General features: G+C 55.5%; 22 protein-coding genes and 1 pseudogene. 12 read left to right on the top strand and 11 right to left on the bottom strand.

Translation table 11 applies throughout. The features are described from left to right. Positions 1 to 60: 60 nt before the first annotated feature. From dnaK to OX462_RS02735, 5 genes are all read right to left on the bottom strand, one after another. Positions 61 to 2004, bottom strand: coding sequence for a molecular chaperone DnaK (dnaK, locus tag OX462_RS02755; RefSeq protein ID WP_070290878.1), 1944 nt, complete (start codon positions 2002 to 2004; stop codon positions 61 to 63). A 91-nt stretch (positions 2005 to 2095) separates the two neighbouring features. Beyond that, entirely contained in the window at positions 2096 to 2632 is a 537-nt protein-coding gene (gene grpE / locus OX462_RS02750; protein WP_034788734.1) for a nucleotide exchange factor GrpE, read from the bottom strand. A gap of 344 nt (positions 2633 to 2976) precedes the next feature. Beyond that, entirely contained in the window at positions 2977 to 4086 is a 1110-nt protein-coding gene (gene hemH, locus OX462_RS02745) for a ferrochelatase (protein WP_409027719.1), read from the bottom strand. 143 nt (positions 4087 to 4229) lie between these two features. Continuing rightward, entirely contained in the window at positions 4230 to 5897 is a 1668-nt protein-coding gene (recN, locus tag OX462_RS02740; RefSeq protein ID WP_070290876.1) for a DNA repair protein RecN, read from the bottom strand. Between the two features lie 47 nt (positions 5898 to 5944). Next, complete coding sequence (locus OX462_RS02735; protein ID WP_227742053.1) at positions 5945 to 6916, bottom strand: NAD kinase; 972 nt, start codon at positions 6914 to 6916, stop codon at positions 5945 to 5947. A 263-nt stretch (positions 6917 to 7179) separates the two neighbouring features. On the opposite strand from OX462_RS02735, the gene OX462_RS02730 reads away from it, so the two are divergent. The 4 genes from OX462_RS02730 to gloA all read left to right on the top strand — a co-directional run bounded on the left by OX462_RS02730 (position 7180) and on the right by gloA (position 9852). Further along, a complete protein-coding gene (locus OX462_RS02730) occupies positions 7180 to 7446 on the top strand; it encodes a hypothetical protein (protein ID WP_070220458.1) in 267 nt (88 codons plus the stop codon). A 51-nt stretch (positions 7447 to 7497) separates the two neighbouring features. Continuing rightward, complete coding sequence (locus OX462_RS02725; protein WP_409027718.1) at positions 7498 to 8808, top strand: PQQ-dependent sugar dehydrogenase; 1311 nt, start codon at positions 7498 to 7500, stop codon at positions 8806 to 8808. 101 nt (positions 8809 to 8909) lie between these two features. Further along, positions 8910 to 9332 carry an OsmC family protein gene (locus tag OX462_RS02720; protein ID WP_070220462.1) on the top strand — a complete coding sequence of 141 codons (423 nt, stop codon included), beginning with the start codon at positions 8910 to 8912 and terminating at the stop codon, positions 9330 to 9332. Positions 9333 to 9444: 112 nt separating this feature from the next. Continuing rightward, positions 9445 to 9852 carry a lactoylglutathione lyase gene (gene gloA / locus OX462_RS02715; protein ID WP_070290874.1) on the top strand — a complete coding sequence of 136 codons (408 nt, stop codon included), beginning with the start codon at positions 9445 to 9447 and terminating at the stop codon, positions 9850 to 9852. Positions 9853 to 9856: 4 nt separating this feature from the next. On the opposite strand, the gene OX462_RS02710 is transcribed toward gloA, so the two are convergent. Further along, on the bottom strand, positions 9857 to 10762 hold the full coding sequence (locus tag OX462_RS02710; RefSeq protein ID WP_070290873.1) for a LysR substrate-binding domain-containing protein: 906 nt from the start codon (positions 10760 to 10762) through the stop codon (positions 9857 to 9859). Positions 10763 to 10855: 93 nt separating this feature from the next. On the opposite strand from OX462_RS02710, the gene OX462_RS02705 reads away from it, so the two are divergent. Further along, positions 10856 to 11323 carry a DMT family transporter gene (locus tag OX462_RS02705; protein ID WP_070220468.1) on the top strand — a complete coding sequence of 156 codons (468 nt, stop codon included), beginning with the start codon at positions 10856 to 10858 and terminating at the stop codon, positions 11321 to 11323. Positions 11324 to 11391: 68 nt separating this feature from the next. Here OX462_RS02705 and OX462_RS02700 read toward each other — a convergent pair whose 3' ends face one another. The 4 genes from OX462_RS02700 to OX462_RS02685 all read right to left on the bottom strand — a co-directional run bounded on the left by OX462_RS02700 (position 11392) and on the right by OX462_RS02685 (position 14687). Beyond that, complete coding sequence (locus OX462_RS02700) at positions 11392 to 12732, bottom strand: TolC family outer membrane protein (RefSeq protein ID WP_070290871.1); 1341 nt, start codon at positions 12730 to 12732, stop codon at positions 11392 to 11394. Positions 12733 to 12878: 146 nt separating this feature from the next. After that, entirely contained in the window at positions 12879 to 13202 is a 324-nt protein-coding gene (locus OX462_RS02695; RefSeq protein ID WP_034788759.1) for a rhodanese-like domain-containing protein, read from the bottom strand. A gap of 13 nt (positions 13203 to 13215) precedes the next feature. After that, positions 13216 to 13866 (bottom strand): protein-L-isoaspartate O-methyltransferase family protein, encoded by a 651-nt coding sequence (locus OX462_RS02690; protein ID WP_070220472.1) that lies wholly within the window; start codon positions 13864 to 13866, stop codon positions 13216 to 13218. A gap of 170 nt (positions 13867 to 14036) precedes the next feature. Beyond that, positions 14037 to 14687 carry a TetR/AcrR family transcriptional regulator gene (locus OX462_RS02685; protein WP_326459767.1) on the bottom strand — a complete coding sequence of 217 codons (651 nt, stop codon included), beginning with the start codon at positions 14685 to 14687 and terminating at the stop codon, positions 14037 to 14039. 567 nt (positions 14688 to 15254) lie between these two features. Here OX462_RS02685 and OX462_RS02680 point away from each other — a divergent pair. The 4 genes from OX462_RS02680 to OX462_RS02665 all read left to right on the top strand — a co-directional run bounded on the left by OX462_RS02680 (position 15255) and on the right by OX462_RS02665 (position 21051). Then, positions 15255 to 15464, top strand: coding sequence for a hypothetical protein (locus OX462_RS02680; protein WP_409027717.1), 210 nt, complete (start codon positions 15255 to 15257; stop codon positions 15462 to 15464). 430 nt (positions 15465 to 15894) lie between these two features. Continuing rightward, positions 15895 to 17127, top strand: a complete 1233-nt coding sequence (gene drt3a / locus OX462_RS02675; protein WP_409027716.1) for an antiviral reverse transcriptase Drt3a — start codon at positions 15895 to 15897, stop codon at positions 17125 to 17127. Next, positions 17124 to 19274, top strand: a complete 2151-nt coding sequence (drt3b, locus tag OX462_RS02670; protein WP_409027715.1) for an antiviral reverse transcriptase Drt3b — start codon at positions 17124 to 17126, stop codon at positions 19272 to 19274. The genes drt3a and drt3b overlap by 4 nt, the downstream gene beginning before the upstream one ends. Before the next feature lie 562 nt (positions 19275 to 19836). Further along, positions 19837 to 21051, top strand: coding sequence for a restriction endonuclease (locus OX462_RS02665; RefSeq protein WP_409027714.1), 1215 nt, complete (start codon positions 19837 to 19839; stop codon positions 21049 to 21051). A 395-nt stretch (positions 21052 to 21446) separates the two neighbouring features. Here OX462_RS02665 and OX462_RS02660 read toward each other — a convergent pair. Continuing rightward, positions 21447 to 21875, bottom strand: a pseudogene (locus OX462_RS02660) (transposase); the annotation flags it as partial. Between the two features lie 182 nt (positions 21876 to 22057). Here OX462_RS02660 and OX462_RS02655 point away from each other — a divergent pair. The 3 genes from OX462_RS02655 to OX462_RS02645 all read left to right on the top strand — a co-directional run bounded on the left by OX462_RS02655 (position 22058) and on the right by OX462_RS02645 (position 25167). After that, positions 22058 to 22285 carry a BcepMu_gp16 family phage-derived protein gene (locus OX462_RS02655; RefSeq protein WP_409027713.1) on the top strand — a complete coding sequence of 76 codons (228 nt, stop codon included), beginning with the start codon at positions 22058 to 22060 and terminating at the stop codon, positions 22283 to 22285. Between the two features lie 288 nt (positions 22286 to 22573). Continuing rightward, positions 22574 to 23266 (top strand): hypothetical protein, encoded by a 693-nt coding sequence (locus OX462_RS02650; protein ID WP_409027712.1) that lies wholly within the window; start codon positions 22574 to 22576, stop codon positions 23264 to 23266. Continuing rightward, positions 23263 to 25167: a TnsB C-terminal domain-containing protein gene (locus OX462_RS02645; protein ID WP_409027711.1), complete on the top strand. Its 1905-nt coding sequence runs from the start codon at positions 23263 to 23265 to the stop codon at positions 25165 to 25167. Before OX462_RS02650 ends, OX462_RS02645 begins: the two co-directional genes overlap by 4 nt.

The following is a 25167-nucleotide window of genomic DNA, read 5'->3' as shown; positions in this document are numbered from 1 at the left end:
GCTAATCCCGCGATGTAGCGTTCAGCCCGGCTGCCCCCGGTTCATGGGAGCGCAAGACAATTACTTGCTGTCTTTGACTTCCTTGAAGTCAGCGTCAACAACGTCGTCCTGCTTGGCGCCTGCGTCCGATGCGCCAGCAGCTTGCTGTGCACCTTCCGCGCCGCCGGCAGCTTGCTGCGCTTGCATGTCGGCATACATTTTTTCGCCCAGTTTCTGCGATGCGCTCGACAGTGCTTCCACCTTGGCGTCGATCTCAGCCTTGTCGCCCGCCTTGATGCTTGCTTCCAGGTCGGTGATCGCCGCTTCGATCTTCTCTTTCTCGCCCGCATCCAGCTTGTCGCCGTATTCGGTCAAGGATTTCCGGGTCGAGTGTACCAGAGCATCGGCCTGGTTGCGCGACTCGGCCAATTCTTTGACCTTCTTGTCTTCTTCCGCGTTCAGCTCGGCGTCTTTCACCATCTTCTGGATTTCAGCCTCGGTCAAGCCGGAATTGGCCTTGATCGTGATCTTGTTTTCCTTGCCGGTGGCCTTGTCTTTCGCGCCGACATGCAAGATGCCGTTGGCGTCGATGTCGAAGGTCACTTCGATCTGTGGCGTGCCGCGCGATGCTGGCGGGATGCCTTCCAGATTGAATTCGCCCAGACCCTTGTTGCCGGCGGCGATTTCGCGCTCACCCTGGAAGACCTTGATGGTCACCGCAGGCTGGTTGTCGTCGGCCGTCGAGAACACTTGGCTGAACTTGGTCGGAATCGTCGTGTTTTTGTGGATCATCTTGGTCATCACGCCGCCCAGGGTTTCGATACCCAGGGACAGAGGAGTGACGTCCAGCAACAGCAAGTCCTTGCGTTCGCCCGACAGGACCGAACCTTGAATCGCTGCGCCCACGGCAACGGCTTCGTCCGGGTTCACGTCCTTGCGTGGATCCTTGCCGAAGAATTCCTTCACTTTTTCCTGCACCTTCGGCATACGGGTCATACCGCCGACCAGGATGATGTCATCGATGTCCGACACTTTCACGCCTGCATCTTTGATGGCGGTGCGGCATGGTTCCATCGTGGCCGTGATCAGCTCTTCCACCAGCGATTCCAGCTTGGCGCGGGTCATCTTCAGGTTCAAGTGGACCGGCGCGCCGTTCGCCATGGCGATGTACGGCTCGTTGATCTCGGTTTGCTGCGACGACGACAATTCGATCTTCGCGCGCTCGGCCGAAGCCTTGATGCGCTGCAGGGCGATCGGATCTTTTTTCAGGTCGATGCCGTTGATCTTCTTGAACTCGTCGATGATGTAATCGATGACGCGCTGGTCGAAGTCTTCGCCGCCCAGGAAGGTGTCGCCGTTGGTCGACAGCACTTCAAATTGTTTCTCGCCATCAACATCTGCGATTTCGATGATCGACACGTCGAACGTACCGCCACCCAAGTCATACACGGCGATTTTACGGTCGCCTTTTTCGGTCTTGTCCAGGCCGAACGCCAGCGCTGCTGCGGTTGGCTCGTTGATGATGCGCTTGACGTCCAGGCCAGCGATACGGCCGGCATCCTTGGTGGCTTGACGCTGCGAGTCGTTGAAATACGCAGGCACGGTGATGACGGCTTCGGTGACTTCTTCACCGAGGTAGTCTTCTGCCGTTTTCTTCATCTTGCGCAGGACTTCAGCCGAAATTTGCGGCGGCGCCAGTTTTTTGTCGCGTACGCCGATCCATGCATCGCCGTTGTCGGCTTTCATGATTTGGTACGGCATCAGCGCGATGTCTTTTTGCACTTCTTTTTCGTCGAACTTGCGACCGATCAGACGCTTGACTGCGTACAGCGTGTTTTTCGGATTGGTCACGGCCTGGCGTTTCGCTGGCGCGCCGACGAGAATTTCGCCATCTTCTTGATAAGCAATAATCGACGGCGTCGTGCGTGCGCCTTCAGCGTTTTCGATTACCTTTGGTTGACCGTTTTCCATGATGGAAACGCAGGAATTCGTGGTTCCCAGATCGATACCGATAATTCTACCCATGATTTTTTTCCTTTTATTTGCTAGATTTCAGATGGTTCTTATATGTGGCAAAGCGGCATGGTTTCAAGGCTTGCTTGATGCCGCACTCTGATTATTTTGCTTGCGCGGTCGTGACAATGGCTGGACGCAGCAGGCGGTCCGCAATCATATAGCCCTTTTGCAGGACGGATACGATGGTATTGGCTTCCTGCTCCGCTGGCACCACGGCAACGGCCTGGTGTTTCATCGGATCGAGCTTTTCGCCCTGCACTGGCAAGACTTCCACCAGGCGGTTACGCTCGAACGCGGCGTTCAGTTGCTTCAGGGTCATCTCGACGCCTTCTTTCAGCGATTCGATGGTCGGTGCTTCCACCGTCAGCGCCGTTTCCAGGCTGTCTTTCACCGGCACCATGGCTTCGGCAAAGCTTTCCACTGCGAATTTATGCGCTTTAGCAACATCTTCCTGCGCACGGCGGCGAATATTTTCGCCATCGGCCTTGGCGCGCATGAAGGCATCGTGCATCTCTGCAAGACGCGCTTCGGTACTCGCCAGCTGCTCTTCCAAAGTAGGCTCTGCGGGAGTCGATGGGGCAGTCGCCGCGGCGTCCGCTTGCGGATTAGGTACAGCTTGGTTTTCCTGATCTTGCATCTAGAAAGCTCCTACAATCAATGACTTAAATGAGTTAGTCTAACTATCTTTACAACACTAACGGGCAGATGGGGCTATATCCTATTGTTTCAAGGGGTATACACGGCAAAACCAGAATTACAGCGATTCATGTTACAGCTTATTACAAAAGGCGACCCATTTCGGCCAGTGAGCCGTGCGCGCCCCCTTGATTTTCCAGGCTTCCCCGGGCAAAGCGGGCATTCTACCAGCCCCGCCACGGCCATCGCCACTGGCGGCGTTGCTATCTGGATAGTACTTTTGTCGCGCCACACATGACAAAGCCGCGCAAGCGCGGCTTTTGATTGTGAAAAAATTAATTATCTTTAATTCGCCGCGCCCAGTGCCAGCGCCGCCGCACGCGCCTGCTCGCCCGCCTTCTTGTCCGCGTCGCGCTGCGGCGCCGTCTTCATCGTCGGCCAGCCGATCATATGCTGCTCCGCAATTTCCGCCATGCCCGCGATCCAGGCCGGCGTTTCGTTCAGGCAGGCGATGTAATGGAAGTGCTGGCCGCCGGCCGCCTCGAAATCATGCTTGGCTTCCATGGCGATCTCTTCCAGCGTTTCCAGGCAATCGCTGGTAAAGCCCGGACACAGCAGGTCGACCCGCTTGACGCCCTGCTGCGCCAGCGCCACCAGGGTGGGCGCCGTGTACGGCTGCAGCCATTCGGCCTTGCCGAAGCGCGACTGGAAGGTCACCACGTATTGCTCTTTAGTTAATTTCAGCTTTTCTGCCAGCAATCGCGCCGTTTTCAGGCATTGGCAGTGGTAGGGGTCGCCCAGCAGCAAGGTACGCTTGGGCACGCCATGGAAACTCATCACCAGTTTTTCCGGACGGCCATGCGCTTCCCATTGGTTCAGCACGGAATCGCGCAAGGCGTCGATATATGTGTCGTGCTCGTGATATTGCTTGATGAAACGCAATTCCGGCACATTGCGCACGGTAGCGTAATGGGCGAATACGGCGTCGTAGATGGACCCCGTCGTCGTGCCCGAGTATTGCGGATACGCCGGCAAAATGGCGATGCGCTCGCAGCCTTCGCTTTTCAGCTGGGCCAGCACGTCGGGCAAGGAAGGCGAACCGTAACGCATGGCCATGGCCACGGTCACACCATCGTGGCCACGTTCGGCCAGGGCGCCGGCCAGCAATTTCGCCTGCTTTTGCGTATGCACTTTCAGGGGCGAGCCCTCGCGCGTCCAGATCGACGCGTATTTCTTGGCCGACTGGCCCGAGCGGAATGGCAAGATGATCAGGTTCAGGATGAACCACCAGACGAGGCGGGGTATCTCCACCACGCGCGGGTCCGACAAAAATTGCTTCAGGTAGCGCCGCACGGCCGACGAGGTCGGCGCATCGGGCGTGCCCAGGTTGACCAGCACCACGGCGCTGCGGTCGATGCTGCCATGCGTGTACGGCGGTTCTGTTTGAAATGACATGAAGGCTCTTCGAAGGCGTTGGATGGATTAGGCAGTTATTATAGTTACATTGCGTCAACATCGGGGGTCAGACCCTCGATGCCGCTAACGTCAAGCTCAACGCCAACATATCCGGGGGTCTGACCCCGGATTTAAGCCTGCGTTCAAATCGCCAGCAATTCGCGGGCATGCTTGCGCGTGGTGGCCGTGATTTCCAGACCGCCCAGCATGCGCGCCACTTCTTCCACCCTGGCCTTGGCGTCGAGCATGTCGATGCGCGAGGCCGTCTTGCCGTTGTCCAGGGTGCTTTTTGCCACTTGGAAATGCTGATTGGCCTGGCTGGCCACTTGCGGCAAGTGGGTCACGCACAGCACTTGGCGTCCCTGCCCCAGGCGTTTTAATAAACGCCCCACGACTTCGGCGACGGCGCCGCCGATGCCGCTGTCGACCTCGTCGAAGATCAGGGTCGGCGTGGTGGTGGCGTGCGAAGTGATGACGGAAATGGCCAGCGCGATACGCGCCAGTTCGCCGCCGGACGCTACCTTGGCCAGCGAACGGGGCGCCGTGCCCGCATGGCCTGCAACGAGAAACTCGACTTGCTCGAGGCCGTGGGCGGCCGGATCGCACGGGTGCAGCGCGATTTCGAAGCTGCCGCCCGTCATGCTCAGTTCCTGCATGGCGCGCGTGACGGCTTGCCCCAGCTCCAGGGCGGCGGCGCGGCGCGTGGCGGACAATCGCTCGGCCACGGCGCGGTACTCGGCCTCGATCTTCGCTTCCTGGCGCAGCAAGCCCTCGATATCGGAAGCGTCGGCCAGGTGCTGCAGCTTTTCCGACAGCTTGGCGTGTTCCTCCGGCAACTCTTCGGGCGTGACGCGGAATTTGCGGGCCGTGCTGTGCATGGCTTCCATGCGCGCGTCGAGCTGGTGCAGACGCTCCGGATCCAGTTCCACGCGGTCCAGGTAATTGTTCAGCGCGTACACGGATTCCTGCAGCTGGATGCGCGACGACTCGATCAGGTCGACGATCGGCTGCAATTCCGCATCGACGGACACGAGCTTGCCCAGCTTCTGGTTCAGGGCCGACAGTTGCGACACGATCGGATGGTCTTCCGACTCGGAAATGATCGCCAGGGCTTCCTGCGCCCCCTCCAGCAGGCTGGCCGCGTGCGACAGGCGGCTGTGCTCGTTCGTGATCTCCGTCCATTCGCCGGGCTTGGCGGCCAGCTTTTCCAGTTCGCCCACTTGCCATTCCAGGCGTTCGCGCTCGTACAGCACGTTGGCGGCATTCGTTTCGAATTCCTCGCGCTGGCGCACGAGGGCGCGCCAGCGCTTGTGCAGCGCCGCCACTTGCCGCGCATCCTGCTCCGCGCCCGCTTCGCGCGCCGTCGCCTGGCCGTCGAGCAAGGCGCGCTGCGCTTCGCTTTTCAGCAAGGACTGGTGCGCGTGCTGGCCGTGGATGTCGACCAGCATGTCGCCCAGTTCGCGCAGCTGGGCGGCCGTGGCGGGAATGCCGTTGATATACGCCTTCGAGCGGCCCGCATTGTCGATCACGCGGCGCAGCAGGGCGCCGCCATCGTCGTTGGCGAATTCATGCGCCACCAGCCAGGCCTGCGCCACTTCGCTGACGGAAAAATCGGCCGTGATGTCGGCCTTGGCCGCGCCTTCGCGCACCACGCTGGCGTCGCCGCGCCCGCCCAGCGCCAAAGTCAGCGCATCGATGAGGATGGACTTGCCGGCGCCCGTCTCGCCCGTCAGCACGCTGAAGCCGGCGGAAAATTCCAGTTCAATGGTATCGACAATGACAAAATCGCGAATGGACAGTGTATGGAGCATGGCTTCTGTGGTTAGGCGGCGCACCGCGGGTTGAGGTGGAGAAACTATTAGCTGAGCTTGCCCTCGCCCGACGGGTACTCATTCCAGTGCAGTTTTTCACGCAGGGTGTTGTAGTAGCTCCACCCTTCCGGATGCAGGAAAGTAATCGTATGGGGCGAACGGCGGATCAGGATGCGGTCTTGCTGCACCAGGCTGGCAAAGGTCTGCATGTCGAAATTGACGCTGATATCGCGCCCGCGCACGATTTCCACGACGATCTGACTGGAATCGGGCAAGACGATGGGGCGGTTCGACAGCGCATGCGGGGCGATCGGCACGAGCACGATGCCGCCCAGGGTCGGATGCAGCAGCGGGCCGCCGGCCGACAGCGAATACGCGGTCGAGCCCGTGGGCGTGGAAATGATCAAGCCATCCGAACGCTGGTTGTACATGAAGTGACCGTCGACCTCGACGCGCAATTCGGCCATGCCGGCGCCGCCGCCGCGCGAGACGACGACATCGTTGACGGCCATGCCCACGTGAATCGACTCGCCGTCGCGCAGCACGCTGCCTTCGAGCAAAGTGCGGCGCTCGGCCTTGAAGCGGCCGCCGAGAATTTGCGCCAGCACGGGCAGCATGCGCTCAAGCGGAATATCGGTCATGAAACCCAGGCGCCCCTGATTGATACCGATCAAGGGGACGTCGAATGGCGCCAGCTGGCGCGCAATGCCGAGCATGGTGCCATCGCCGCCCATGACGATGGCGCAATCGGCGGCGGCGCCGATCTCGGCCGGCGACATGGCGCGCACGCCGGGAAACGCCAGGTTCAGGTGCGCGGCCGTCTCCGCCTCGAAGACCACCGTGTGGCCCAGCACTTGCAGGAAATCGACGATGCTTTTCACGGGCTCGGCAATGCCATCCGTATTCTGGCGCACGACCAGGGCAATGGTCTTGGCGCCCAGGTTGAAGCGCTCGCCCGGGGCTGGCAAGGTCGCGGCTGGCTGTTCGGCTCGCTGGTCGGCGTAGTTATCGACGGGCATAAAAATCTCGGTAATGAATTCGGTGGCAAGCCGCCCCAGGCTGTCGCGTCGCACGCCGCCATCGCATGGTACTGTATATATCCACAGTATAGTGCGGCTGCCGTGTGCCCGCAAGGGGCGTTCTTGGTGTTGCACGCAGTGTAGCGCAGAAAAAGAATCATCCATGCGTGCGCCAGCGCTCCCTGGATGGACAAATCCGCTTGCAGGCAGCCTGGCTGCGGCAGGACACTGATCCCACGTCAATTCTTCTGTCAGGAGGCCGTATGGTTACCCAGCATAGCGAACGCAAGATCAATACCGATGAAAAGGTCAAGAATGACGGTATCGACCGTCTGCCGCACGAGCGCGACGAATCGCCCGATGCGCAGAACGTGCGCCCACGCAAGATCATGCAGCAGGCGGCCAGCGACCTGGAGCAGGGACTGGTCGATACGGACCTGCACGCCCAGCCGGGCGTGGAAAAGGTCAAGCCCGCCGCGCCGCAGCAAGCCCGTCCCGACGCGCAACTGGAACCAAAGAAGGCGCGCTGACTCCAACGGTCACGCTCTGCTACCCGCACTGTTCATGCTCCGGAGTACGCCATGCACCGTTACGCCTGTTCCTTCCTGCTCGCCACTGCCTGCGGCGCCCATCTCGCCCATGCCCAGGTGCCCGCCATGCCCGTGGGCTTCGGCCCGCAGCCCACCCTGCCCGCACCGGACAAGCAGCTGATTCCCACCGTGAATGTGGCGCCCGTGCAGCGCTGGACGACCGCACAGCACCCCGCTGTCGCGGCGGGCCTGGCCATCCATGCGTATGCGCGCGACCTCGACCATCCGCGCTGGCTGTACGTCTTGCCGAATGGCGACGTGCTCGTGGCGGAAACGAACGCCCCGCCGAAACCGGACGACAGCAAGGGCATCAAGGGCGCCATCATGCAGATGCAGATGAAAAAGGCGGGCGCGGCCACGCCCAGCGCCAACCGCATCACCCTGCTGCGCGGCGTCGACGCGAATGGCGTGGCGCAGACGCGCAGCGTGTTCCTGCAAGGACTGAACTCGCCATTCGGCATGGCCCTGGTGGGTAACGAGCTGTACATCGCCAATGCCGACGCCTTGATGCGTTTTCCTTACAAGGAAGGCCAGACAGCCATCACGGCGCCCGGCGTCAAGGTGATGGATTTACCGGGCGGCCCCATCAATCACCACTGGACCAAAAACGTCGTCGCCAGCCCCGACGGCAAATTTCTCTATGTTGCCGTCGGCTCGAACAGCAACGTGGGCGAAAACGGCATGGCGGCCGAAGATGGCCGCGCCGCCATCTGGCAATTCACGCGGGCGACGGGCAAGGCTCGCGTGTATGCGACGGGCTTGCGCAATCCCGTGGGACTGGCCTGGCAGCCCAGGACGGGCGCCCTCTGGACGGCCGTCAATGAGCGCGACGAGCTGGGCAACGACCTGGTGCCCGACTACATGACGCCCGTCAAGGAAGGGGTCTTCTATGGCTGGCCCTACAGTTATTTCGGCCAGCACGTCGATGCGCGGGTCAAGCCGCCCCGTCCCGAACTGGTGGCCACGGCTGTTGCACCCGACTACGCGCTGGGCGCGCATACGGCCTCGCTGGGACTGGCGTTTTATGATGCCACGCTGCTGCCGGAACGCTACCGGGGCGGCGCCTTCATCGGCCAGCACGGCTCGTGGAACCGCAAGCCCTTCAGCGGCTATAAAGTCATTTATGTGCCCTTCGCCGATGGCGTACCCAGCGGGCCGCCGCAGGACGTCGTCGCCGGTTTCCTCGACAGCAACGGCAAGGCGCAGGGACGCCCCGTCGGCGTGGCCGTCGACAAGGCGGGCGCGCTGCTGGTGGCGGACGACGTGGGCAATGTCATCTGGCGCGTCACGCCGGCGCCGTGAACACATTGGCGCCGCGCATGCGCCCCCTGTGTGGCGCAACGAACGGAAGGGCAAGGATGCCACGCGCATGATGGACCTTCGAACCACGCAAGGAGTACATCATGAAAAAAACAGGATCAGCCGTCTGGAGTGGCGGCCTTAAGGATGGCAAAGGATTTATTTCCACCCAAAGCGGCGCACTCGACAATGTGGCCTATGGTTTCAACACGCGCTTCGAAGACGGTCCCGGCAGCAATCCGGAAGAACTGATCGGCGCGGCCCACGCGGCCTGCTTTACCATGGCACTGTCCGGCCAACTGGGCGAGGCGGGATTGCGCGCCACGGCCCTGAAAACGACAGCCGACGTCAGCCTGGAAAAAATCGATGGCAGCTATGCCATCACGGCCGTGCACCTGACCTTGGTGGCCACCATCCCCGGTGCCACCGACGAAGCGTTCCAGGACGCGGCCCTGCGCGCCAAGCTCGGCTGCCCCGTATCGAAGTTGCTGGCCACAGAAATCACTCTGGACGCCCGCCTGGAGTAAGCCCGCCACCGTCCGCCGCCCCGGTACCAGCGGGCGGCAAGGGCGGTCTCGGCAAGAAAGCCGTAAAACGCATAAAATCCTGCCATTCCCCTCTCACCCTCAAGGATTTACGATGCGTATTTTGCACACCATGTTACGGGTCGGCGACCTGCAGCGCTCCATCGACTTTTACACGAACGTCCTGGGCATGAAGCTGCTGCGCACCAGCGACAATCCGGAATACCAGTACACGCTGGCCTTCGTCGGCTATGGCGCGAATCCCGACCACGCGGAACTGGAACTGACGTATAACTATGGCACCACCAGCTACGAGCTGGGCACGGCGTATGGCCACATCGCCATCTCGGCCGACGATATCGTCGCCGCTTGCGACGCGGCACGCGCGAACGGCGGCAACGTCACGCGCGAACCGGGCCCCGTCAAGGGCGGCAACACGGTCATCGCCTTCATCACCGACCCGGATGGCTACAAGATCGAATTGATCGAGCGCAAGTTCGACGGCCAGGGCGGAGGCCTGTAACACCTCAGCCTGGCTCGGCGGCCGACGCAATGGCCGCACGCAGCCAGGCGATCCCCGCATCGCCGTCCGTGCGGCGGTGCCGTATCGCTTCAAACGCAAACGGCGCGATGGCAAACGGCGCGGAGCACAGCGCCAGCCCCTGCGCCTCAATGCCCTGCAAGGCACGCCGCGCCACCGTCAATATCAGATCCGTCCCCATCACGACATCCGGTGCGACCGTCCAGTACGGCACGCGCACGGCGATGCGGCGCGCCTGGCCCAGTTGCGCCAGCGCTGCATCGACTTCGGCCGCCATGCCGCCTTCGCCGGACGCCACCAGCACATGGGGGCGCGCCAGATAGGTCTGCAAGCTCAAGCTCTCGCCCGGCGCCAGGCTGGCCGGATCGAGCGCGCACATGAACGTTTCCTCGAATAAGGTTTCCCTGTGCAACTGCTCGGGCAGTTGCGGGAACACGCCCAGCGCCAGATCGATCTCGCCATCCTGCACGCCGGCCACCACGGCAGAACGGCTGGCATAGCTGACGGCCACGTCGATGCCGGGCGCTTCCACGCGCAAACGCCGCAGCAAAGCGGGCAAGATCAATGCCGCACCGTAATCCGACATGGCCAGGCGAAACACGCGCTGCGCCGTGGCCGCCTCGAAGACGGCGCCACCGAGCACGGAGCGCACGCTCTGCAGGGCTTCGGCCAGCGGCCGCGCCAATTCCAGGGCGCGCGCCGTGGGCTGGAAACCGCCTTTGCCGCGCAGCAGCAACGGGTCGTCGAGCAGATGGCGCAGGCGCGCCAGCGCATGGCTGACGGCAGGCTGGCTCATGTGCAGGCGTTCCGCCGCGCGCGACAGATGGCGTTCGCTCAGCAGCGCATCCAGGATCACCAGCAAGTTCAAATCGACGGCGCGCAGATTATTCATTTGATGCATAGTTAGCTGACAAAATACGAATTGGATTTAATAATGACAGCATAATACGATGACGCCATCAACTCAACACGCAGGGAGTCACACATGCACGGATGGATCACCTTGTTTGCCCCGCTGGCCATGCTGGCCGGCGCCGTCGTCCCTTTCCAGGCGGGCGCGAACGCCGCGCTGGGCCGCAATCTGGGCCACCCGCTATGGGCCACCATCGCCTCGCTGGCCGTCAGCGCCGTGCTCGCGTCGCTCGTGATGCTGGCCTGGCGGGTGCCGGCGCCCGATTTGCACCTCGCCGTGCGCGGGCCGGGCTGGTCCTGGCTCGGTGGCGCGGCCGGCGTGTTTTATATTACGGCCGCGCTGATGCTGGCGCCGCGCATGGGTTCCGGCCCCTTCATGGCAGCCGTCATCGGCGGGCAGATGCTGGCCGCGCTGGCCATCGACCGCTACGGCTTGCTGGGTTTTGCCGTCAAGCATATTTCTCCGCTGCACTGGGCCGGCGCGGGCCTGGTGGTGGCCGGTGTCGTGCTGACCCAGTTCGCCAACAGCCGCGCCGTGTGAGCACACGTCAAGGCGAAAAAAAACCAGCGCCGTTGCCGGGGCTGGTTTTCATGTAGAGCAGAGCGCGCTTACTTGACGAGCAAGGCGTTGACGGGCATCAAGTCCGTTTCCTTCAGGGTGCCGGCGGCGGCCTTCAGGCGCAAGCCGTTCATGATGGTGTCGTAGCGGGCTTTCGACAGGTCTTTTTGCGTCGAGAACAATTGTTTCTGCGCATTCAAGACGTCGATATTGATGCGCACGCCCACTTGATAGCCGAGCTGGTTCGACTCCAGCGCCGACTTGCTCGACACTTCCGCCGCTTCCAGCGCCTTGACTTGCGCCAGGCCGCTGTTGACGCCGAGGAACGCCTGGCGCGCGCCTTGCGATGCCGTGCGGCGTGCCGTTTCCAGATCGTTGCGGGCCTTGTTTTCCAGCGCGATCGATTCGCGCACCTTGCTCGTCACGGCAAAGCCGCTGAAGATGGGGATGCTCCACTGCACGCCGATGGCGTTGTTGTTATTGCCGCTGCCATTGCCGCCACCGGACGTGTAGGTGTGGCCCGTGTTGGCGATCAGATCCAGGGTCGGATAGTGGCCGGCGCGGTTGCGGCCGATGTCACGCTTGGCCGATTCCACGTTGAACTGGGCCGTGACGACGCTGTAGTTCTGCTCTTCCGCCGAGCTCACCCACGGCTCGATGGCGGCCGGTTCCGGCGCGCTGATGACCACGCCCGCGCGCATTGGCGCCAGGCTCGTCGGCGCTTCGCCGATGATGGTTTGCAGGGCGCTGCGCTTGTTGGCCAGGTCATTGATGGCGGCAAATTCCTGCGCCACCACCAGGTCATAGGCCGCTTGCGCTTCGTGCGTGTCGGTAATTGTTTGCGTGCCGACTTCGAAGTTGCGCTTGGCCGATGCCAGCTGCTCCGTCGTGGCCACTTTTTGCGCCTGCGTGGCGCCCAGGTTGTCCTGCGCGCTGAGCACGTCGAAATACGCTTGCGCCACGCGCGTGATCAAGTCTTGCTGGACTTGCGCAAATTGCGCTTCGGCAATCGCCTGCGCCAGCTTGCTTTGCTGGTAGGTTTCCCAACGGTCCCAGCGGAACAGCGGCTGCGCCAGGGTCAGGTTGTAGCTGTTCGCGCGGACGTTGACGGACGGCGAAGTGATCTTGTTGCCGCCATTGTTCTGGATGATCTGTTCCTGATTGCCGCGCGTATTGCTGCCCGAGGCGGAGATTTGCGGCAGCAAGCCTGCCAGCCCCTGCGGAACCCGCTCCATCCCGGCAGACAGGGCCGCGCGCGCGCTGGCGTACTGCGCGTCATTGGCCAGCGCCTGCTGGTACACCTGGATGAGATCGGCCGCCTGCGCTTGCAGCGAGCATGTCATCGAGACAAAGGCGCTGGTCATCAGCACGGCGATAAGGGGTTTCCGCATTGCATTTCTCCGTTGGAGTCGTCAAAAGTTGATGGAATCAAAAATCGGTTACAGCCTGCCTGGCGGCCGCGCCGGCAGGAGCGGGGTACAGGCCTCCGCAGGCATGCAGAAAAACATGCCTGGAAGTGCATCTACTGCGAATTCACTTAGTATTTCGGCATGGCGCTGTCGACTTGCAGCGCCCAGGCATGCACGCCGCCTGTCAAATTACTGATCTTGCCAAAACCATTGCGCTCCAGGAAGGCCGCCACTTGCATGCTGCGCATGCCGTGATGGCAAATGCAGACGATTTCGGCGTCTTCATCGAGGTCATCGATGCGCGCGGGAATCGAGTTCATCTGCATCAAGGTGGCACCGTCGAGGTGGCACAGGTCGAACTCCCACTGTTCCCGCACGTCCAGCAAGAACGGACGCGGGCGGGAAGGGTCAGCCAGCCAGGCGGCCAGCTGCGGTGCACTCAAATGCTCCATCGAATCGGTCGCCTCAGAACTGGAAATGCGACGGTGCCACGGCTTGCAGCGGCGTGACATTGGTTTCAAACAGCTTGCGCGTGTCATAGGCTTTGTCCGAGCTGCGCGTGATCAGGTGCGCCGACATGATCGGCGCTTCGCCGATGATGGCCAGGATGCGGCCACCGACTTTGACTTGTTGCAACAGCGCTTCCGGCAGCACGGCCAGGGCGCCGGACACGACGATCACGTCGTAGGGTGCACCCTTGCTCCAGCCCTGGGCGCCGTCGCCCAGTTCCACGGTCACGTTGGTCACGCCGTTGGCGGCCAGGTTCTGCTCGGCCAGGGTTTTCAATTGGGGAACGATTTCCACGCTCGTCACATGACGCGCCTTGTGCGCCAGCAACGCGGCCATGTAACCGCTGCCGGTGCCGATTTCCAGAACATTTTCATGCTTCTTGACGGCTACGTCCTGCAAAATACGCGCTTCCAGCTTTGGCGTGAACATGCATTCGCCGCCGCCCAGTGGAATTTCCGTATCGACGAAGGCCAGGTTTTTATAGGCGGCCGGCACGAAATTTTCACGCTTGACCACGTTCAACAGCTCCAGCACGTCGATATCCAGTACGTCCCATGGACGGATCTGCTGTTCGATCATATTGAAGCGGGCTTGTTCGATATTCATCTTTGGACTCGGTAAGTGAAGTAATAATCCGCCATTTTATCGTTGAACTGGCTGAAAGCACATGTTAACCATAAAGGCGGGGAATGGAGGAAATTTGCGACGATCTGCAGATTTGGGGGGGCGAACCTTGGAAAAGGGGTAACTGAACGGTAGTAGCCAGGCCCGGTGCATCAGCTTTTCCCGGGCGCCTCCGCCTGCAGGCTGCGCAAGCTCATGTCGATAAAGGCATCCATATAGGCGAGCGGATCGATATCCTTGACCTCGCACGGCACGAAGGAGTGCGTCCACATCATGAGCATGGTGACGGGTGCGCTGAGGATGGTGCTGACCAGCACGGGATCGATCTGGCGGAATTCGCCCCGCTGCATGCCCCGTTCCAGCAGACTGACGATCAGTCCATTGCCGCGCGCGACGACTTCTTCGTTGTAAAACTGCGCCAGTTCCGGGAAATTGTTCGCTTCGGCCAGCATCAGCTTGGTCAAACCGGCCAGTTTGGTGGCGCCGAATTCTTCCCACCACTGCATCATTACCTTGCGCAACAATTCGGCGCTGGTGCTGTCCGAAGCGGCCATGCTGTCTTCCGCCTCGCCGATCGACTGCACGATATTGTCGCGCACGACGGCCTTGAACAGCTCTTGTTTATTCTCAAAGTACAGGTACAGGGTGCCTTTCGACACGCCCGCCCGCTTGGCCACATCTTCCAGGCGCGTCGATGCAAAGCCCCGTTCGACAAACAGGTCGAGGGCGGCGGCGAGCAATTCCTGCGGGCGGGCATCCTTGCGCCGCTCCCAGCGGGGCTTGGTATCAATCGGGGCTTGCATGTGTCTTTCCAAATAACTTACTTTTGAGTCATTAATAGTAGCCCTGTCTACGGGCAAGGTCAAGCACGGGCGACGCGGGGCACCGCCCAGCACGCCGAACACGGGTATTGTACGCTCCGTGCCGGCGTTGGCGACACCTCCTCTGGCACCTGCCCGTTGGGCGACACATAAGTTTGCACGGACGACAGATAAAGTTGCACGCGACGACGCATAAACCTGCACGCGATGCAAAGCTCGGATGCAAGTTGCTGACGACTCCTGCAACCACAATGCCGCATAACCTCGTACTCATGCCTCCATCCCGATGCAAAAAGCCTTAGGTTACCGGCCAAACATGCTTTGCAAGGCCATTATAGCGGTCTGAGGTAGTGAAGAAGTAACGGTCGTGAAGTCCACCGCGAATCGTACGGATAGCATACGCGGGCACTCGGCTTGTTTGGCCTGGGAATGTCATCCAGCGAAGGGCTATAGCTTATGCTCTTAATCATTGGGTATTCATAAGCCGATATCTTCAGCTATTCGTTCGAGCTTGTCACAGTGCGAGCAAACTGCGACGACAAGATGCTCATGAATCTTATCGCGCCCATCTGGCTTTTCGACGTAGGTCCAATGGCGCTGGCGGCTCTTCTTTTCTTTGGTGGCGTCACACCATTCTTTGTAGAGTTTCACGTCAGTTCCCGCCGTTTAAGTTTGACGATTACGAAGCTGAGCAAATATGACACTATTTTCCAAGGGATCGCTGAGGTGCGTGAGACTGAGGCGAAGGCTGCCAAATGAAGTCGAGATCATCGAGGCATTTGATGACATTGATGTGAGGTTGCGGCGTTGGAAGACTTTAATCATCTGCAGCCAGGGGTGAGACCTTGGCTCTTTCTTGACGATGACGAACGCATCTACCAGATGAACAGAGACTTGTGGATTGAGTATCCGCGGGCAGGCCGTGCTTAGGAGCGGATGGAAGAGTTGTTCCAGCGTTCAAGCGAAAATTCTCATGTAAACCGGCACAGAGATGGAATATTCAGGGCATCGCTTGCCCCGCCCCTTAAACCGTTCCTCGATTCTTAGCAAGGGTAGTTCTGTCGTCGCGGTCAGTCAACACAAGTATCGAAAAGCAACGAAAATACGTTTGGCGCAGATAAAACTTTACCAAAAAGAAACTTTAAACAATAATTGTTGCACCCCCAACACTTTGTGATGTCTCATTCTTATGCTAGATCAGAATTTTTCGGCATCAAACTTCCTCAAATTAACTACGAAAGCGGACCCAAGGAAGCACAATCTTGGCCGGCGTAAAAGTGACTACAAGAAAGTTTTAGAGCAGATTTCTAACGAAATTCATCATACTGGCTTTGCATTTAAAGACCAGTGCAAAATCGCCAGTCACGGCGAGCTTATATATAAAACTACAAATAGAACAGACACCTATGCGCTCAGGAAGCTATCCGATAATCTCTCTCGGCTTCATGATGCCAAGCAAGCATCGCGTTCGCAAATCATAGATCAAGTAGTATCGTTGCTTAATGAGACTGTCCCATATTTCGTCATCAAGTTAGATATTAAAAAATTCTACGATAATATTGATTGCAAAAATCTAATCAATGTCATCAAAGTTGATCCACGTCCTAGTTATCATACAAAACGTGTTTTGGATTTGCTTACTCGAACACCTGCTTTCACCGAAGCAGGTGGTCTGCCGAGAGGACTGGGAGTCAGCGCAACATTATCTGAAATTGCGTTAAAAAATTTCGACAAGTTAGTTACGCGTATTCCAGGTGTCTATTATTACGCGAGATATGTCGATGATATGATTGTTTTTACTTATGAAAATCCTGAAAGAGTTATAAAAGAGGTAAAGGAGTTGTTACCAAAACCTCTAATTCTGAATTTTGAAAAAGAAAAAATAATCTATCACGATGGAAAGATTTTTTCATGTGGCGGAGGGGTATCCGAATTTGATTATCTTGGGTACACATTTGCAGGACGCGCCGCCGAAAAAATTGGAAATGATATACAGCCGCGATTAACGATAAAAATAGCGGAAAAGAAAATAAAGAAAATGAAAACAAAAATCATGCGGTGCTTGCATGATCTAGCGAAAAGCAGAGATATTGCGCTATGTTCATTAAGACTGAAATTTCTCACCGCGAACGTGGCCATGAAAAGCTCAGCAAAGCATGGGCAACTTTACTCGGGGATATTCTTTAACTATCCGAAAGCTGATATAAATATTGTTAAAATTCAACTTTCCGAATTGGACAGATTTACTCGAAGCGCAATATTTGCAAAAAGTGGCGCTTTAGGAAAAGCATTAACCTTGGCCATGACTCAAGCTGATCGAGCAAAATTAGCGCGATACTCATTCCTCACTGGATACGAACGTAAATTGAAATATGACTTTGGTCGTGAAACGCTTATAAAAATTGCTCGGTGCTGGAAATGAATAAAAACATCAAAAAGATCTTATTTAAAAAATCGGACTATAACAGAATACTTTTAACTGAAGTTCTGCCTTACGAATTGCCAATTTTTTTCTCCAACGATTCTTTTTATTCTAGAATTGCAGATGGAACGTACGCTAAACTAGATAAAGAAATACAGAGATGTTTCTTTCAAATTAAGGCTTATACTCTCCCTTATAATTATGAAGTAATTAAAAGTGATACGTCTGCCAGGTTGCTATCTATCATGCATCCGGCAATTCAATTGCGGTACGTACCAATTTACGAAAAATACGATTCGTTGATTTTACATCTTTGTGCCCGTAGTTCATTTTCTATTCGTAAACCTGTAAGAGTTGCCAAGCATTATTTTGAAAAAAATGTTGGGAGAAGATTTAAGAGTAGACACGCTGATGTCGAACTGGCCGGCGATGGGTTCGAACGTCAGCCGACTACTGCGTCATCATACTTTGCCTACGGTGACTACAATATGGCATATCGATTTTTCGACTCTAAGCGTTTCCATGATCTAGAAAAGCGATACCGACATTTTCGAAGTCTAGATGTTTCTAAATGTTTTTATCATATATATACGCACACCATTTCATGGGCAGTAAAAAGTAAAGAATTTGCAAAAAGTAACGGGAATGCTAGTGCGTTCGAAAATGATTTAGATAAAATTATGCAGCACTCCAACTACAATGAAACCAATGGGATCATTGTAGGACCCGAAACATCTCGAATTTTTGCCGAGATTATTTTCCAGAAGATTGATTTGGACCTAGAAAAGGAATTGGAGAAAAATGGAAAGGTGCATGGGAAAGACTATCAAATTTGCCGATATGTTGATGATTATTATCTTTTCTCCAACGATAAAGATTTTCTCGGTGATATAGAAAGGAGTTTGTCGATATTTTTGGCTAAGTATAAGCTTTATTTTAATGAGAACAAAACTAGAAACTTAACTCGTCCTTTTTCTAATAAGCAAACACTTGCGAAAGTGGAGGCTGCTCGCATAATTGATCGCCTTTTTGATGGTCTTACGGAGCAAGTGGAACAGGAAAATTGCTACGAAGACGCTCCTGCACCACCACCTGTTTCCACCACCGCGTCAACGCCAGGTGCATTCACTCTAACCGTAATGGCACCTGGCACCACAGCAGTGTCCGCAACCGCTGAGGGGACAGAGCCTGTGGGAAAGGGCGCTAAAGACGGAAAAATTCTATTTCCTAAATACTTAAAGTACCCGGACTCGGTTGCAGCCAATTATATTCGCGATTTAAAACTAATCGTAACTACGCATGATACTACGTTCGACTACGTATCGTCATACTTCCACTCCGGATTGATCCGGCGACTCAGGGTTTTATTGGCGAGAATTGATGTAAAAAATCTAAAGCCTTCCAAATCTGAAAAGCTTTGGAAATTCATATCTCAGCTAACAAATATTTTTCTTTTTGTTTTTGCAATGTCGCCGAGAGTCCGCTCAACTTATCAGTTAAGTGAATTTGTTTTATTGATCAAGAGTACCGTAGATGATATGCCACGGGATAATGCAGAAAATACAAAAAAATATATTTTTGATGAGATATTTACTATTATTGAATCTTTATTAATCCCCGGCCAACCTCAGATAGTTGAGATATCTAATTTGTTGGTAATAATGGATTCACTTGGCAGTGATTACAAAATTAGCGAGGCTTCACTATTAAATATTTTTGATATTAAAATTAATGATGGGAAAATAATAGAGGGCGATAGGCGGAAAGATAAATTATCTTACTTTGAGATAGTATCAATTTTGCGCTACATGGGAAATAGTTCAAATTTTTTAGAATCAAAGAAAGCTTTAGCTAATTATATTCTTGATGGCCTTTCTAATTTCAAATCAAAAACTTATTCTCCTTTCTGTCAAAAGGCAGAAAATATTCTATTAGTGTTTGATGTAATTAGATGTCCATTTTATGATGCGGCAACTCGATTGGCATTTGCGAAGTCGGTGGTAGAAATGAATCATAGCACTGACCTTGCTCTGCGTGCTAAAGCGTTTTTCGAAGCTGTTCAGGAAGGGGATTGGTTCTATAGATGGGATGGAATGATTGATCTTCGTACGGTATTACAAAAAAAGGAGTTGCGCTCCGCATACTGAAGTCTGTACTATGTAAATGGACTGATTGCATTGTACCCTTTTGGGTTCCTTGGCTATACCTCTCACGGGGTTACACGGGCGCTGTTCTGGCTTGCTATGCCTCTGGTCTGTTCGACGGAGGCACACACGATTCTGCCCTGCCAATCGGTCCCTCGATTATCGACTCTGCATTGTGTTTTCTCTTGAGATGCTTTCCTTGTTGCTCAAGAACCTGTTTGTGAACGCTTCTGATCGGCTGCGTGCGAGTTTCCTCTACGATGGTGAGATGTCGCTGCGCTGCATACTTCGCAGACGGAATAAGCACAAAATCCGTCGCTAGTAAGACGCCTAATGTCGAAAGCGCTTTGAGGATGGTATTTGGGATGCGCTAGTAACGCATGAGCCAAGCAATCGTGCCCCTGATGGTTGACTGGGCGATGGGTGCTACCCCCATACCCGGGTAAAGATATGTTTCAATCAGCCTGAAGGCGTTGCCCTTGCTAAACTCGGTACCATCACTCGCTCAAACCGGCGGAGAGCTCTTGACAGGAAAGGGCGACGACTTTAGGTCGACACAAAGCTGATGAGAAAATCAGGATGGCACAAAAACGCGCAACAAAAAATGTCTAGAAACCCGGATGCACATTTGGACGCGCTAATCGCGCAGGCTAAGGAGATCACGGAGAACTGGGCTCTGCGTCACGAGCTTTGGGTCGATTCTGCCCACAAAGATCCACTCAAACATTACGACGATGATCCAGGCGAAGGCGGACCAATTCTGCTTCTTTGCTCCGATGGGCCGGTAATGTCCTCATTGAATTGGGACGATGACAATGCTCAAGAGTTGAGCAATGAGTTAGAAAAAATCGGCGTCTATATTACCCTCGAAAACATGGGGACTGCCTGTTATCAGCTAATCGACGAAAACTCCGCATTACAGAAGGAGTTTGACCGATACGCGCAGTGGCGATGGATGTGCAGACTCATTGAGGCAGACTCAGCGGATGTAAGCGGAGACCTTTATCAATACTTCGCAGATCATCCAGATGACTTTCACCGCGTTCCTCCACGCGAGTTCGAAAAGCTTATCAGTAGTATTTTTGCGGCCAAAGGTTGGAAGACCGAACTAGGGCCTCGGTCTGGCGACAAAGGGGTTGACCTAAGGTTGTGGCAGACTGATCCGCTTGGAGATATCTTAACGCTTGTTCAGATTAAGAGATATGCGCCGAATCGGCCGATTCATTTAGAGGCAGTCGCTGCGCTCGAGGCCCATGTGAAACGTGCCGATGCGAACCATGGGCTGTTTGTCACCACATCCAGGTATCTGCCTGGTGTTAAAGAATTTGCATTCAGGGCTCGTGAGCGAAATTTGCTTCAGTTAGTCGAAAGGTCCGACATACAAGCGTGGTGTGAAGAATCTGCGCAAATTGCAAGAACAGCCCGCAATCGCGCGCTCGCGTTTGAGTCATTCCGTCCGCTAATGGAAAAAATTCGGCTGGCCGGAACCTCGCCCCGTCTATTAGCTGGAGGAAGAGGAGACACTTCATTCTGCGTCGTCTTGAAGGAGACCCAGACATCGGCATTACTGGCTCAGATCCCAAGTAAATGTATTTCAGGAGATGAGCAACGAGGCCAACGAATGCCAGTACTGGATGGCACCTACCTCCAGGATCAGTACACGCAAACAGTGTTTCGTGCTACTCGATCCGTGATGGATGGCAGGGCGTCTTACTGGGGCAACCGCGCGCTATATCAGGAATGGGATGGTCGTCCCCGCGACTACGATTTCTGGGATTAGTTTTTCGGTTGCGGCATTGCCCGGAGCATTTGTTAGCTACCCAGCTCGCAACGAATTGATCCTCATCTCACTCGACGAGCAAAGAGTCAATTACCCGTATTGAGGCGGCGATGCTGGCCAAGATCGCGTATAGACATCTGGAGCGCGTCTTACACTAGACAAGCGCTCAAGCGGCAACCGAAATTGCCACGTTCGCGAGCGATTTTGAAGACACTCCACCACGATCAGCACACCTTGATCCGTTTATCGCATAGGACGAGCGAGAGCGTTTAACACTTTCACCGTAAACGTAAAGCTAGCGCTGTCTTGAACCCGGCAATGAATTAGAAGATGATGGCATCACACCGCTGGGAAGCGGCGTGTTGTTTAAACCGAAGGGAACTGCGCGGCGCAGTTCAGGGCAGGAAGTCGTCGACCTGATTGACCGGATGATCGGCGACATTGGCCTGCACATGGCGCAGCCAGGCCTCGAGGTCAACGTCGTTGAGCTTGGCCGTTCCGATCAGTGAGTAGATGACGGCGGCGCGCTCGCCACCGCTGTCGGTAACGGCGAACAGATAGTTGCGCCAGCCGGTGACGACACCACGCAGGGCCCGCTCGGCGCACGAGTTGTCGATCTCGATGATGCCGTTGTTGCAGTAGCGCTGCAGCGCCGGCCACAGGTTGAGCACGTACCGGATCGCCGCCGCCGTGTCCGACTTGCGCAACAGCTTTTCAAGCGTGGCGCGTAGCCAGATGCGGGAAACGTCGAGCAATGGTCGTGATCGTTGCTTTCGTACCTGCTGTAGTTCATGCGGCGGTTTGCCGCGTATTTCGGCCTCGATTACAACAAATTACAAAGCATCATCCAGATAACAATCTTGCGAAATATGAGATGAAATTCTGTCGAAATGTAAGAAAAATACATCGACAATAATCTAATAAGTGCAATGTAATCAATAACTTGCGCGAACTTTTATAAACGTGTATGTTCCCTCACAACTGAGCAAGAAACTGGAGCACATCTATGAACCGCACCGCTAACGACGTACTGCAAGACTTCAAGTTTCGCGGCGTCTCTGTTGCCGAGTGGGCAAGACAGAATGGATTCAGTCCGTCTTTGGTGTATCAAGTTCTGCGAGGCCACAGCGTTCCTTCGCGCGGAAAAAGTCACACTATCGCTGTACGTTTGGGCATGAAGAATGGAATTACAGAGCCTGATCTTGATTTTTCAACAAGCCGCTATCAAGAATAGGAGGAACTAAAGAAGCAAACCTATCCGCCCAAACACAAACGGACCCTCTCGGGTCCGCCTGCGGTTGCAGTATCGAAAGACACTCACAACGGTTCGCACCCGTAGTTTCTTCCGAATGCAACCCAGAGTCAAGTCACGCCTTCGTTTTTTTGTTGGCGCGTCGCGGTAGCGTACGCCCATGCGGGCAGCGGTACCGTGCAACCTATTTCTCGGAAGATAACTATGTCTGGAATTTTCTACGACCAACGCCGTACTCCACCATCCGGGGTCGCTTCGCAGAAGTACCCTATGCCCAAAGCGACATCTGCTGATCTACTTATTCAAATATCCCAAGCTTTCCAAAAGCAGCCAAGCCTTGCCCGTATCCTTCATGGTGACCGAAAAATCCGACAGGGTGGCAGGGGCAGAAGAACTGCACTATTCCCAAGTACCAAATGCGGGGGCAGTATCCCGCTGGAAAGTCGACTCGAACTTGCATACGCGGTAGTTCTCGAACGCTCTCCAAGTGTTCAAGAATATAGAACACAGGCAATTCGAGTCTGCTTGCCAAGCGGAAGATTCGCACATCCAGATTTCTTGATTCGGACGACTTGTGGCCAAATCGAGGTCCATGAGGTAAAGCCATCTATCGAACATCTTCCCAAAGCTGACGTGGAGCGGTTCACGTTCATGCGAGACGTACTGGGCCAAGCAGGCGTCGGCTTCCGATTAATCGACATACACAGTTTACCGAGCCCGCCGGTATTGGAAGAGCTATTACAACGTTATGCGCGCGGCCACCTGCAAGCTTTCTCTCAAGCGCAGACCGACATCGCAAGATCGCTGCTTGCACACGATGCTAACTGTACGTTTGAAGCAGCCTATCAACTGATGGCTCTACATGGGCTACCCGCGCAAATAATCGATTTTCTGAGCTTTCATCAGCTGTGGTCTTTCATTCAACCGACTGCCAATGCATTTAAATCGCGAGGTGTTAGATGAAATCCGTTATTGAACCGAAACTGGGAACACGATTCACCATACACGGTGCAAGATTCGAGATCAGCTTCATAGCAGATGGTACGGTTCGCTACTCAAGCAGTGCGGGCGGGCAAGTCCACCGGATGCCATATGCGAAATTTCTTGATCTGCAAATTCAAGGATCGCTTGATGTCAGCGACGCGACCAACGCAGTTATCAACACGTACAGCAGCCATGCGAGCGTCATAAAATATCGTTATATTGAAGCAGCGATACGAACACTGCCACATCCCACCGCGAGGGCACCGCTGGCTGAGGTAATCAGAACTGTTTGCGCGGACCTTTCCGATGCAAAGCCGCCATCGGTTAGAACAGTGTCATATTGGATCGCTAACTTCAAGCAGCGAAAGGAGGAATCTCTCCCGCCAAGATATTCTCGCCGCGGAAATCGGACAATTCGCTTCGCTGTCGAAGTCGAGCAACTAATTTCTGAGGCTATTGAGGAGCAGTTCCTGCGGCGTGAACGTGGCGGTGGCGATGCAGTGCACAGTCAGGTCATCGGCAGAGCTGCACAGCTTGGTCTTTGCGACTCTCATGCCAGCAAAGTCGCACTCCCATCTATCCGTACAATTCAGCGACGGATAAAACAACTTGATCCGCATACGGTCGCATCCGCGCAGTTGGGCCCGCTGGCCGCAAGCAAGATTGCACGTGCAGCAGGGAGAACAATCAAAGCACGAAATTGTCTATCAATCGTTCAAATGGATACCCACAAGCTGGACGTGCTGGTCGTTGATCCTGATACTGGCGACGTACTCGGACGGCCATTCCTTACTACCGTTCTTGATGTGCATACCCGGAGCATTGTTGGCACGTACATCAGCATGTACGATCCCAGCGCGACTACAGCGCTAGCTGCACTCAAGGACATGCTGGTCAGGTATGGCATCCCGACGTTAGTCATTCCTGACAATGGTGTCGAATTTGCGAACTCAGCATTTATCTTGGTATGCGGCACGCTGAAGATAACAATTTCGCCAGCACAGTCGCGAGACCCGAATGGAAAAGCGCACGTGGAATCCTTCTTCAGAACTTTAACCAATGCGTTGATACAAAGCTTGGCGGGCACGACTTTTTCTAGTCCTGCGGCACGAGGTGACTACGACTCCAGTCGAAATGCGCGGTTCACCATTCAGCAAGTCAAGTCCTTTGTCGACGAGTGGATTAAAGAGGTCTATCACAAGACAGTTCACTCACGAACGCTTCGTGCGCCAGTCATAGCATGGGAAGAAAAAGCGGGTGTGATGGGGCCAATGAAATTAACGGCTGCAGAGGTGGATATTCTGGCAAGACGGCCATATGAGCGAACCATCCATGGTGGCCGGGTTCAGTTCGAAGGGCTGCACTACTATTCACATGCTCTTATTGCTCTTGAAGCGCAAGGTAATTCGAAGATCACGATCTTAATCGACGAGTTGAATCTGCAAACCGTTTTCTTCGAGAACCCTTCTTTGAGCGGTGAATACCTGATGGCAGAATCAACTGACCCGGACTACACGGACGCTCTAACGCTGTTTGCACATTTAGAGGCAATGAAGATCAAAAAGGCACTTTCCGATGCAGACAGAAAGCGGTTCGGCACGAACGCCAACCGTATTGCTCGCTGGACGCTGATGTCGCGAATTCAGCACGAAAGCGAAGCGGCAAAGAAGTGGCTTCGTAAGCTGACCAATGGCGTTGGCCGCAAGCTAAGTAAAACCGATGCAAAATCGACCGCCAGTGAATGCAGCGAGCTTGAGCGGGTTAAGCAGATCGATAGTCCTAAAAGTACGCTTGCTCCTGAGCCTTTATCCTCCCCTCAGAGTACTGCGAAGGCGAGGTGGAATGTCATTCCAACGATCAAATCTCTCGACACGGAGTAG

It is taken from the genome of Janthinobacterium aestuarii, from assembly GCF_046113285.1.
GTDB lineage: Bacteria > Pseudomonadota > Gammaproteobacteria > Burkholderiales > Burkholderiaceae_D > Janthinobacterium.
This window is presented reverse-complemented; position numbering and strand designations above follow the sequence as displayed.

What these genes read in the sequence shown, in the direction of transcription:
- dnaK (WP_070290878.1), bottom strand. Translation starts at nt 2,004, where the DNA reads ATGGGTAGAATTATCGGTATCGATCTGGGAACCACGAATTCCTGCGTT.
- grpE (WP_034788734.1), bottom strand. Translation starts at nt 2,632, where the DNA reads ATGCAAGATCAGGAAAACCAAGCTGTACCTAATCCGCAAGCGGACGCC.
- hemH (WP_409027719.1), bottom strand. Translation starts at nt 4,086, where the DNA reads ATGTCATTTCAAACAGAACCGCCGTACACGCATGGCAGCATCGACCGC.
- recN (WP_070290876.1), bottom strand. Translation starts at nt 5,897, where the DNA reads ATGCTCCATACACTGTCCATTCGCGATTTTGTCATTGTCGATACCATT.
- OX462_RS02735 (WP_227742053.1), bottom strand. Translation starts at nt 6,916, where the DNA reads ATGCCCGTCGATAACTACGCCGACCAGCGAGCCGAACAGCCAGCCGCG.
- OX462_RS02730 (WP_070220458.1), top strand. Translation starts at nt 7,180, where the DNA reads ATGGTTACCCAGCATAGCGAACGCAAGATCAATACCGATGAAAAGGTC.
- OX462_RS02725 (WP_409027718.1), top strand. Translation starts at nt 7,498, where the DNA reads ATGCACCGTTACGCCTGTTCCTTCCTGCTCGCCACTGCCTGCGGCGCC.
- OX462_RS02720 (WP_070220462.1), top strand. Translation starts at nt 8,910, where the DNA reads ATGAAAAAAACAGGATCAGCCGTCTGGAGTGGCGGCCTTAAGGATGGC.
- gloA (WP_070290874.1), top strand. Translation starts at nt 9,445, where the DNA reads ATGCGTATTTTGCACACCATGTTACGGGTCGGCGACCTGCAGCGCTCC.
- OX462_RS02710 (WP_070290873.1), bottom strand. Translation starts at nt 10,762, where the DNA reads ATGAATAATCTGCGCGCCGTCGATTTGAACTTGCTGGTGATCCTGGAT.
- OX462_RS02705 (WP_070220468.1), top strand. Translation starts at nt 10,856, where the DNA reads ATGCACGGATGGATCACCTTGTTTGCCCCGCTGGCCATGCTGGCCGGC.
- OX462_RS02700 (WP_070290871.1), bottom strand. Translation starts at nt 12,732, where the DNA reads ATGCGGAAACCCCTTATCGCCGTGCTGATGACCAGCGCCTTTGTCTCG.
- OX462_RS02695 (WP_034788759.1), bottom strand. Translation starts at nt 13,202, where the DNA reads ATGGAGCATTTGAGTGCACCGCAGCTGGCCGCCTGGCTGGCTGACCCT.
- OX462_RS02690 (WP_070220472.1), bottom strand. Translation starts at nt 13,866, where the DNA reads ATGAATATCGAACAAGCCCGCTTCAATATGATCGAACAGCAGATCCGT.
- OX462_RS02685 (WP_326459767.1), bottom strand. Translation starts at nt 14,687, where the DNA reads ATGCAAGCCCCGATTGATACCAAGCCCCGCTGGGAGCGGCGCAAGGAT.
- OX462_RS02680 (WP_409027717.1), top strand. Translation starts at nt 15,255, where the DNA reads ATGAATCTTATCGCGCCCATCTGGCTTTTCGACGTAGGTCCAATGGCG.
- drt3a (WP_409027716.1), top strand. Translation starts at nt 15,895, where the DNA reads ATGCTAGATCAGAATTTTTCGGCATCAAACTTCCTCAAATTAACTACG.
- drt3b (WP_409027715.1), top strand. Translation starts at nt 17,124, where the DNA reads ATGAATAAAAACATCAAAAAGATCTTATTTAAAAAATCGGACTATAAC.
- OX462_RS02665 (WP_409027714.1), top strand. Translation starts at nt 19,837, where the DNA reads ATGAGAAAATCAGGATGGCACAAAAACGCGCAACAAAAAATGTCTAGA.
- OX462_RS02655 (WP_409027713.1), top strand. Translation starts at nt 22,058, where the DNA reads ATGAACCGCACCGCTAACGACGTACTGCAAGACTTCAAGTTTCGCGGC.
- OX462_RS02650 (WP_409027712.1), top strand. Translation starts at nt 22,574, where the DNA reads ATGCCCAAAGCGACATCTGCTGATCTACTTATTCAAATATCCCAAGCT.
- OX462_RS02645 (WP_409027711.1), top strand. Translation starts at nt 23,263, where the DNA reads ATGAAATCCGTTATTGAACCGAAACTGGGAACACGATTCACCATACAC.